Source organism: Pseudomonas sp. GM33 (genome assembly GCF_000282295.1).
In the GTDB taxonomy this organism is placed as follows: Bacteria; Pseudomonadota; Gammaproteobacteria; order Pseudomonadales; family Pseudomonadaceae; genus Aquipseudomonas; species Aquipseudomonas laurylsulfatiphila.
In genome coordinates, this window is record NZ_AKJO01000150.1 from 1 (window position 1) to 6,639 (window position 6,639).

A 6,639-nucleotide genomic window follows, 5' to 3' on the forward strand; every position below is an offset into this window, starting at 1 on the left:
CCGTTATGGCTACCAGCCGCAATGGCTGGATTTCGGCCCGGCAACGCCTGGTGCATTCGGCTGGTGGGATTGTTATGTCGCCTACATGGGCGTCTGGGTGTTGATGCTGTTCACCTTCGACTATGCGCGTTTCGGCAAGCCTGAAGACGCCGAGTACCACGGTCGCTGGAACTTCGGCATGCCGTTCTACGCGGTGACGTTTCTGCTCAACGGCGCGGCGGGCATTTACCTGGTCAGTAGCATTCCCCACGAAGGCGCGCTGAACGAAGTTTCGGTGGTGATGGCGATTTTGCAGTTGATGGGCCTGTGGGGTTTGCTGTTTGTCTGGGCCACACAAACCCGGATCAACACCGCCAACTATTACTTGGCAACCCTGAACATGCAGGCGTTCTTTGGTCGAATTGGCCTTCGCGGTTCGTACCTGATGTGGGCAGTGGCGGTGGGGGTGATCGTCTACGGCTTGATGCTCGCGGACGTGTTTGCCTACCTCCTCAAGGCGTTGGCCTATCAGGGGATTTTCGTGGTGGCCTGGGTGGGTGTGGCGTTGGCGCAGATTGTCTACGGACGCAGTGACGTGGCAGCGCTCGAACGGGTGGTCGCGTTTAATCCGGTGGGCTTGACGGCCTGGTTTGGCGCCACCGCATTGGGTCTTGGGTTGATGTTTTCCGGCGGCGGCCTGAGCAGCTTTTCCGCGCCATCTACCGTGATAGTTGCATTTGCCTTGCAAGCCGGCTTATCCCATCGAGGCCGGTTGCGGTTAGGGTTGGCGGAGTAGAGTTTTGCAGTCACTCATCCCGTACCAGCCTGCTCTAACAAGGTAGAGCGGGCAATGGGAAGCTCATTACAAATTCGCTGATGGGTTTCCAGTGACTGTTTCTGGCCGTTTTCTGCCTTTGGTGACCGGCTGAAAACGGCCAAGAGCAGACGCTCTCCCAAGGGCTGTTTTTGACTTTGTTTTCAACCAGTCGACATGTTTTCAGATTCTTTTTTCTTCATGCCTGACTGTTATGGCCAAATCAACCCTCACTGTACCTGCGTCTGCCTAATCACCACCGGTTAGCATAACTTCTTCCCGAAGGACGTATTTGTTATGCCAGACACCACTAATCTCTACCTTTTCGTTGTTGCAGCCTTGCTGTTGCTGATAGTGCCTGGCCCTAACATGGCTATCGTCACCAGCCATGCAGTTGCCCACGGCCGGCGCGCGGGTATCGCCGCAGCTCTGGGAATAACCCTGGCCGATGTGCTGATGACCATCATTGTCAGTACGGGGCTTGGCGCACTGGTAATGAGTTGGGCTCCTGCATTTGACCTGCTGCGGTGGGCAGGCGCTTGTTATCTAATGTGGTTGGCCTGGCAAGCATTGAGGGCTCCCCCTGTGGATACAGATGCTCAAGCAACACAGGCTTCGATGCGCAAGATCTTTGTCAGAGCCACGCTCAACAGCCTGTTGAACCCCAAAGCACTGTTGTTCTTCATGGTATTCCTACCGCAGTTCGTCACCGTGGGTGTAAGCAGCGTTACCTCACAGTTGATATTCTTGGGATTATTGCTTGCGCTGATCGCACTGATTTTCCATTCCCTGCTCGGATTCTTCAGCGGCCGACTGCATGGTCGTCTCCGCGAGGGCCTATTTTCCAAACGCCTTGGCACTTATAGCTTTGCTGTGGTGATGACGGCTCTGGCAGTACGTTTGCTAATGCTCAACCGTTCGGTTTAAAGGCTCGGAGCACATCAGTTTGGCATAAACTTTCTTGCGGACAGCAGCGGCGAATAACATGACTTAGTTCACGGCTCTTATTGGTCGAATCATATTCGTCTGGTAGTTTCTCTAGATGTGACTTTAAGTAAGAACACATCTTTGTAAAACTCCCAAGCAAGGAAGCACCTTCATGAAAAAGACTCCTCTTTTCTCCCTTTGCCTGCTCGCAACGGCGATGTTGCTCGGCGCGACTGCCGTGCAGGCGCAGAGTGAGCCGGTGGCTCAGGTGTCCGGGCCTGAGGCCGATGTGAAGGTGACCGAAAGCTATGTGCGCATGATGGCGCGCGAAGCCTATTTCTGGGGTTGGCCGATGGCCAACATCTATAACCGGCGGCTGAAGTTCAAGGATCTGCCGCAAGCCGGCCTGATGGGTGGCATCGTGCCCGTGGCGCCGATCAATCATCTGTCGATGCTCACCGATTACATCTCGCCGGGTGAACGCCTGGTGGCCTGCCCGAACCAGGACGTGGTCTACGGCGCCGGCAGCATCGCGCTGGATCTGGAGCCGGTGGTGTTGCAGGTACCGGATTTCGGCGACCGGTTCTGGGTGTATCAGGTCGTGGACCTGCGCTCCGACAGCTTCGCCGAATTGGGCAAGATGTACGGCACCAAACCCGGTTTCTACCTGCTGGTGGGCCCGGACTGGAACGGCAAGGTGCCTGAGGGCATCACCCAGGTTTTCCGCGCCAAGACCAACACCGGTTTCGTGATTCCACGGGTGTTCCAGGACGATACAACCGAGGATCGCAAGGCGATTCAACAGTACTTGTCCGGCATCGATATGTACCCGGTGTCCAAGTACGACGGCAAGCTCAAGCAGCGTGACTGGAGCAAGTCGCCGAAATTCCCGGCAGAAGCGGCAGGCGCCGAAGAAACCCGCTGGGTGCTACCGGAAAAATTCTTCGATGAACTGCCGGCACTCCTCAAGGACGCCAAGCCATTGCCCGGCGAAGAAGCACGCTATGCGCAGTTGTCGGTACTGGTACAGATCGCCCAGCGTGATCCGGTGCTGAAAAAGGCCATGATCGACGAGGCGCAAAAGTCTGATGTCGAAGTGGTCAAGCCGCTGTTGCAGTTCCGCAACTATGGCAAGCAGTTGCCCAATCACTGGAGCACTATCGACAACGGCGCAGCGTTCGGCACCGACTACTTCCTGCGCACCGCGGTGGCCCGCTCGAACATCTTCGTCAACAAGCAGATCGAGACCAAGTACTTCTACCAGGACCTGGATCAGTCCGGCACGCGCCTCAATGGCGGCCAGCGCTACAGCGTGACCTTCCCTAAAGATGCCTTGCCGCCGGTCAAGGGTTTCTGGTCGCTGACTTTGTATAACGAACAGCACTTCTTCGCGGATAACCCGCTGGGCCGTTATTCCCTGGGCACCAAGAACAAATCGCTCAAGCCCAATGCCGACGGCTCGCTGACGCTGTACGTGCAGAGCGAATCCCCGGGTGCCGACAAGGAAAGTAACTGGCTGCCCGCGCCCAAGGGCGCCGACTTCTCCCTCTACGTACGCGCCTATTGGCCTGAAGCCGCCGCGATGAACGGCCAGTGGACGCCGCCGGCGGTGGTCAAGCTCAACTGAAATCAGTGCCCCTATTTATCTTCAAACTGCGCCACATAAGGACATCCCATGAGCAGCTTGCGTAACACCCTGACCGCCCTGGCAGTGGCGGTCTCCCTGAGCGGCGTCGCCGATGCCGCCACGCGGTACGAAGAGCTGGCCAACCAGCCCTTCGAAAACGGTTTCCCGACCGAGGCCACCGCACGCAGCATGATCGACGAGCTGATTTTCCAGCGTGCCGTGCAGTCGTATCTCTGGTCGTTGCCGGCCATCAACATCTGGTCGATGAAGGAGGCGTCGGAGAAACAATTCGGCGCCGGCTACAACATCCTGCCGACCTGGAAAAAGCGCATCAACGCCAAGACCTTGGTGACCACGCCGAACTCCGACCTGGTCTACGCCATGAGCTATCTGGACCTGGCGAAGTACGGTCCGCTGGTGGTCGAAGCACCGCCCGGCGTGCAGGGCATGTTCGACGATTTCTTCCAGCGGCCGATTGTCGGTCCGACCATCGATGGCAAGACCTGGCGCGGCGACGTCGGCCTGGCCGGCCCCGACAAGGGCAAGGGCGGCACCTATGTACTGTTGCCGCCGGGCTACACCGGCCCGGAGCCCACTGAGGGCTACGTCTACCGCTCGCGCACCAACAACGTGTTCCTGTTCTGGCGCACCTTCTTCAAGGACCCGAAAGACCTGAGCGTGCCGGTGGCCGAAGTCGAGCGCACGAAGATCTATCCGCTGGGCAAGAAGGATTCGGCGCTGCCGATGCAGTTCCCCGATGCCACCGGTGCCCCGATCAACATGCTGTTCCCCGAGGACGGCCGGTACTTCGATCTGCTGTCGCGCTTCATTGAAGCCGAAGCGGTCGACCCGGCGGACATGGACATGCGCGGCTTCCTGCACACCATCGGCATCGAAAAGGGCAAGGCTTTCGCCCCGGATGCACAGCGGCGCAAGCTGCTGGATGAGGCGGCACGCACCGCGTTCAAGATGAGCAAGGTGGTCACCAGTCATCTGCTGATGAAAGAGCCGGGCGGCCTGTACTACACGGATCGCCAGTACGTGAACACCTTCGCCGGGGAAAACACCGAGTTCCAGTCCAGCGGCACGTTCACCAACCTCGAACAGCGTGTGGCGTTCTTCACATCGGCCTACTCGGACAGCCCGGGCATGGTGATGAACATGGTCGGCGCCGGTGCCAAGTATCCCGCCACCACCCGCGATGCCGACGGCAAGTTCCTCGACGGCGCCCACACCTACAAGCTCAACCTGCCCGCCAATGTGCCGGCGGCGTTGTTCTGGTCGGTGACGGCCTACGACAACCTGACCGCCTCGGGCCTGGACAACGGCCAGCCGTTCCCGTCGCTCAACCAGATGGACAAACCGGCGCAGAACAGCGATGGCTCGACCGACCTCTACTTCGGCCCCGAATCACCGGGTACGGGCAAGAACTGGATTCGTACCGTACCGGGCAAAGGCTTCCTGGTGATCGTGCGTTTGTATGGTCCCAAGCAAGCGTTTTTCGACCAGAGCTGGAAGCCCAGTGATTTGATCAAGCAGTAACGATGAACTGCCTTGCCCCGTTGTAAAGCGGGGCAGGGCGAACGGCTGGCGCCTGGAGGGTCTGCGGCTGCGCCAGATCTTGCAGATGTCGGTACCCGGCCGCCTGAATGAAATCGGGCAGATGCCAGATCGCTCCATTGGCTCCCCAGGCACCATCGTTGACTTCATCAAGGATGATCGAAGTCATGATGATTGATTGCCCCCCGGACTTTCTGGACACTCCCAAGCGTCAGCTTTTGGCCGTTTCTTCCCCTTCGCGACAGACAGCAATCGACCCAAGGCTGCCCTTCGTGTAGGACAGCTAATGGCCGTCTGTTGCCGTCGCCTTGGGCTGCAACCGACCTGTAGCGGCCGGTCAGCTTCGGCTAACTTTGTCAGATTACCCGCGATGCCGACCGCGGAAGTAGTTGATCAGCCCTTGAGTGGACGGGTCTTCAGCTGCTGTTTCCTCGCTACCGACCAGGCGGTTGTAGACGCCCTTGCCCAGTTCTTTGCCCAGCTCCACGCCCCACTGGTCGAAGGCATTGATGCCCCAGATCACGCTTTGCACGAAGACTTTGTGTTCGTACATCGCCACCAGTGCGCCGAGGCGACGCGGGCTGATGCGCTCGACCACCAGGGTGTTGCTCGGACGATTGCCCGGGATCACCTTGTGCGGCGCGAGTTTGTGTACGTCGGCTTCGCTCATGCCTTTGTCGCGCAGCTCGGTTTCGGCCTCGGCCAAGGTCTTGCCGAGCATCAGCGCCTGGCTTTGCGACAGGCAGTTGGCGTATAGCCACTGGTGGTGGTCGGACACCGGGTTGAAGCTGACGATCGGCACGATGAAGTCGGCCGGAATCAGTTGGGTGCCCTGGTGCAGCAACTGGTGGTAGGCGTGTTGACCGTTGCAGCCGACGCCGCCCCAGATCACCGGCCCGGTATCGGTGGACACGGGCTTGCCGTCCTGGCGCACGCTCTTGCCGTTGGATTCCATGTCCAGCTGTTGCAGGTGCTTGGTGATGTTACGCAGATAGTGATCGTACGGCAGGATCGCGTGGCTTTGTGCGCCCCAGAAGTTGCCGTACCACACGCCGAGCAAGGCCAGCAGCACCGGCATGTTCTGTTCGAACGGTGCGCTCTGGAAGTGCTGGTCCATGGTGTAGGCACCGGACAGCAGTTCCTTGAAGTTGGACATGCCGATGGCCAGGGCAATCGGCAAACCGATGGCCGACCACAGCGAGTAACGGCCGCCGACCCAGTCCCACATCGGGAAGATGTTCTCTTCGCGGATACCGAACGCCACGGCGGCGGCGTTGTTGCTCGAGACCGCGATGAAATGGCGATACAGCTCGGCTTCCGAACCACCCTGGGCCAGGTACCAGGCACGGGCGGCCTGGGCGTTTTTCAGGGTTTCGAGGGTGTTGAAGGATTTCGACGAGACGATGAACAGCGTGGTTTCGGCACGCAGCTTCATGGTCAGTTCGTGGAATTCGCTGCCGTCGATGTTCGCCAGGTAATGGCAACGCACGCCTTTCTGGGCGTAGGACAGCAAGGCTTCGGACACCAGTTCCGGGCCGAGGAAGGAGCCACCGATGCCGATGTTCACCACGTCGGTGATCGGCTTCTCGGTGTAACCACGCCACAGACCATCGTGGATGCGGCCGACGAGGTCGGTGATCTGGTTCAGCACCTTGTGCACTTCGGGCATCACGTTGACGCCATTGACCGACAGCTTGTCGCCAACCGGGCGACGCAGGGCGGTGTGCAGGGC

The 6,639-nt window shown here is 59.2% G+C and carries 5 protein-coding genes and 1 pseudogene; 4 read left to right on the forward strand and 2 right to left on the reverse strand.

Annotated elements, in window-relative coordinates; genetic code table 11:
• From PMI26_RS04845 to PMI26_RS04830, 4 genes and pseudogenes are all read left to right on the forward strand, one after another.
• A pseudogene (locus PMI26_RS04845) lies at positions 1-775 on the forward strand (allantoin permease); the annotation flags it as partial.
• Between the two features lie 315 nt (positions 776-1,090).
• Positions 1,091-1,720: a LysE family translocator gene (locus tag PMI26_RS04840; protein ID WP_007978778.1), complete on the forward strand. Its 630-nt coding sequence runs from the start codon at positions 1,091-1,093 to the stop codon at positions 1,718-1,720.
• A 172-nt stretch (positions 1,721-1,892) separates the two neighbouring features.
• Complete coding sequence (locus PMI26_RS04835) at positions 1,893-3,347, forward strand: DUF1254 domain-containing protein (RefSeq protein ID WP_007978780.1); 1,455 nt, start codon at positions 1,893-1,895, stop codon at positions 3,345-3,347.
• A gap of 48 nt (positions 3,348-3,395) precedes the next feature.
• Positions 3,396-4,889, forward strand: coding sequence for a DUF1254 domain-containing protein (locus tag PMI26_RS04830; RefSeq protein ID WP_007978782.1), 1,494 nt, complete (start codon positions 3,396-3,398; stop codon positions 4,887-4,889).
• Here PMI26_RS04830 and PMI26_RS32030 read toward each other — a convergent pair.
• Both PMI26_RS32030 and pgi read right to left on the reverse strand, forming a co-directional pair.
• Positions 4,879-5,076, reverse strand: a complete 198-nt coding sequence (locus PMI26_RS32030; protein ID WP_033048268.1) for a hypothetical protein — start codon at positions 5,074-5,076, stop codon at positions 4,879-4,881. The genes PMI26_RS04830 and PMI26_RS32030 overlap by 11 nt on opposite strands.
• 192 nt (positions 5,077-5,268) lie before the next feature.
• Positions 5,269-6,639, reverse strand: a 1,371-nt coding sequence (gene pgi / locus PMI26_RS04825; RefSeq protein WP_007978784.1) for a glucose-6-phosphate isomerase, incomplete at its 5' end; no start/stop codon positions are given.